General features: G+C 57.0%; 2 protein-coding genes and 1 pseudogene. 1 reads left to right on the plus strand and 2 read right to left on the minus strand.

Annotated features, from left to right (window positions below):
• Positions 1-123 precede the first annotated feature (123 nt).
• On the plus strand, positions 124-1,398 hold the full coding sequence (locus tag IRZ24_RS18870; protein WP_297167838.1) for a serine hydrolase: 1,275 nt from the start codon (positions 124-126) through the stop codon (positions 1,396-1,398).
• Between the two features lie 193 nt (positions 1,399-1,591).
• Here the strand turns inward: IRZ24_RS18870 and IRZ24_RS18875 are convergent, their stop codons facing one another.
• Both IRZ24_RS18875 and IRZ24_RS18880 read right to left on the minus strand, forming a co-directional pair.
• The gene (locus tag IRZ24_RS18875; protein ID WP_297167841.1) at positions 1,592-2,392 is read right to left on the minus strand and encodes a phosphodiester glycosidase family protein; all 801 of its coding nucleotides are present in this window, start codon (positions 2,390-2,392) and stop codon (positions 1,592-1,594) included.
• A gap of 246 nt (positions 2,393-2,638) precedes the next feature.
• Positions 2,639-2,914, minus strand: a pseudogene (locus IRZ24_RS18880) (hypothetical protein); the annotation flags it as partial.

A 2,914-nucleotide genomic window follows, 5' to 3' on the forward strand; every position in this document is an offset into this window, starting at 1 on the left:
GGCCCAAGACGGCAACGCCTCCCTTCCCCCGCTAGGGCCGGCCCTGGCCGCCAGCGCCCAGCTCCCCCTCTTTCTCCGCCTCCAGCAACTCATTCTTTCTCCGCTCAGAGCTTGATGCGCCGCTTGAATGATCTGAGCCATAACAAAACGTTCCTTTTGCTTTGCGCCGCCATTATGGTTGTGCTTGTCTCACTTATTCCGCTGCTGGTTAGCTGGCTTGCAGCCCCCAAGCCGCTGGGTCTCAGTGTGCAACGCAACACAGCCACCGTGGCGGCTACGCCGCTGAACCAGGCCCCCGTTAATCCTCATCAACTGGTGATCATTCCCAGCGATACTGATCACCCTCCTCCACCTGTTCTGGCCACGGCGGCTTACCTCATGGATATGGACACCGGGGCTACACTTTATGCTTACAATCCCTTCATGCATCTGCCGATGCTAAGCACTACCAAGCTAATGACCGCCCTGCTGGCCGTGGAACATGGCAATCTCGATCAGCAGGTGACCATCACGAGCGCTCTCGATCGTGATATTCAACAGCATATCTCGCCCGATAGCAGTCTTTTCGGCTTAAAGAAGGGCGAAACTTATACCCTGCGCGACTTGCTCTATGGCCTTCTGCTGCCTTCTGGCAATGATGCTGCTGTGGCGATCGCTGATGCAGTCGGTGGCTCCTATCAGCACTTCGTGGATATGATGAATCAGCGCGCCCGTGAGCTGGGGATGTACGACACCCATTACATGAACCCCAGCGGCCTGCTGGCTACCGGCCACTACTCCAGCGCGCATGATCTAGCAGTGCTCGGTCGCTATACGATGAGCAACCCTACGCTCCATCAGATTGCCAACACCCGTATCTACCACATTCCTAAGACCTCCAAGCATGCAGAACACTATCTCGTGAACGGGAATCAGTTTCTCTGGTGGTACCCCGGCGCTGATGGCGGGAAACCGGGCTGGGACGGCAATACTGACTTTGTTCAGGTGGTCTCGTGCACGCGCAATAATCGCCACTTGATTGGGGTGACCATGAACACAAAAGACTGGTGGACGGATATGCGCGATTTGATGAACTGGGGCTTTGATAATTTCCAGTGGGTGTCACCCTACGACGTCGATTTGCAGCACGCTATTCCCTATGACTATGACTGGGACTACTTTGCCCGCGATAAGAAGACCAATACGATTCCGACGCCTGACCACGGTCGCTATTACATCTACACAGGCTACAGTGTCTCGCCTCCCATCCTGGGCTACTTCGACAAGAATGGCGGTCTGGACAAATTTGGCTTTCCAATTGGGATGCCCAACTATACACAAGGGAACGTGGTCAGCCAGCGCTTCCAGAAAGCCACGATTGAGTGTGACCTGGCCGGCAAACAGTGCAAACGCCTCTAGTTCACTCGTCTGCTCCGATAGCGCTGTCTGCGGCGCCGTCTCTTGACCAATCCCAGACCTCCAGGCCTTACTGCCCCCAGAGGGAGAGCAGAGAGCAGCTTGCGCACCGGCAAGCTGCTTTACAGCTCTGCAGCTCGGAGAGCGCGGGACCGTTGACCGAACAAGCCTAGAGGACTGCAGGCCAGAGCCGGCGCTAGCGCGGTTGCAGCACGAGAGCAATAGGCACCGGCGTCAGCGAATCCACTCCGACGCGCTGGCCTCCGGCATTGAGGTACATGCCCGTTGAGGAGCCGCCATCAAGGTTGAGAGCAACATCAATATTCAGGTCGGAGGCCAGCAGCAAATCATCGAACTCATCCAGCGAGAAGGCAGCCTCGGGACTGATAATGAAGAGGAGACGCCCCTCCTTATCAAAGGCTACGACCGTCCTCCGGTTGCTCGATGCGTCGGCATCGAACTGGGTACGCTTCCCCCCAGGAAGGACCAGCATGGGAGATGATTGGGTGGCCTGCTGAAGCTGTTCCCCAGGGCTATACGGATATTGGCTTAAGGAGCGGAGATGAATGGTCCCCTGGCTATCAACGTAGAGCATGCCTCCAAAGCCGCTGTAGGAGGCACCATAAACCTGGCCATCAGAGACCACCAGGCCCGTAGCCTCTCCCTGATCGTTAAAGTAGCCCCCGTTGACTACCGCTAGCGCCCCTCTCTCTAGCTTGAGCCAATCGCTAATAAAGTGCGGCGCCGAGGGACTGTAGAGCACCCGCAAGGCAACGTGTTGCGGCTCAAAGCGGGCGATCATAATCGTATCCTCGTTGCCACTTGGCCCCTTCCAATGCTCGTAGCGCAGCTCGACACCTGTAGTGAGCGTGAGCCAGCGATCCAGCGGACGGCTGCTTCCATCCGTGGCGGCCAGCGTCGTAGGGGAGGGTGTTCCCACTCCGGTAATGCTGATTGTGAGCGGCAACTGGCAGGCCGTCACGAGCCACGCACTCATAAGCAGCCAGCTCATTAATAGCAATGATAACCTTCTCTTGCCTTTTTCTCTCCCTTTCATCCAGGGCATTCCAACAGTCCCTTCTTGCCACAGTGACATGATCAAGCGCTGGTTCCGCTGCTCCTTGGCCTTGAAACTGCCGCTGCTCGTGTTCCGACAGATAGAGCACGAGACGGGTCAGCCAGGCAGAACGAAGCCAGCCCAGCGACAAAAGCCTCCTGCTCTCCCGATCTGGGAACGCTCGAGCTAAAGGGAACGCGGGGGAGAGCCGGAGGAGAGACGTTCTCGCCAGGGGGTAGCATCGATCGCCGAAACTGTCCCCTTAAAAGCCATTGCCAGTTTGAAAGCTGCCGCGTGGGCCGCTTGCTCAGTCGAATCATCCAGAGGCGGTAGTTCAACATGTCCATAGCGCCGAGCCAGGGCACGTGTAATCAGCAGATCAGTGAACCAGGGATTCTTTGGGAGCACAGGGCCATGCAAATAGGTCCCGAAGACATTTTTATAGACCGCCCCCTCATAGCC

The organism is Thermogemmatispora sp. (genome assembly GCF_019683755.1).
GTDB lineage: Bacteria > Chloroflexota > Ktedonobacteria > Ktedonobacterales > Ktedonobacteraceae > Thermogemmatispora.

Excerpts from the sequence above, each read along its gene's own strand:
- IRZ24_RS18875 (WP_297167841.1), bottom strand. The coding sequence starts at position 2,392 with ATGAGTGCGTGGCTCGTGACGGCCTGCCAGTTGCCGCTCACAATCAGC.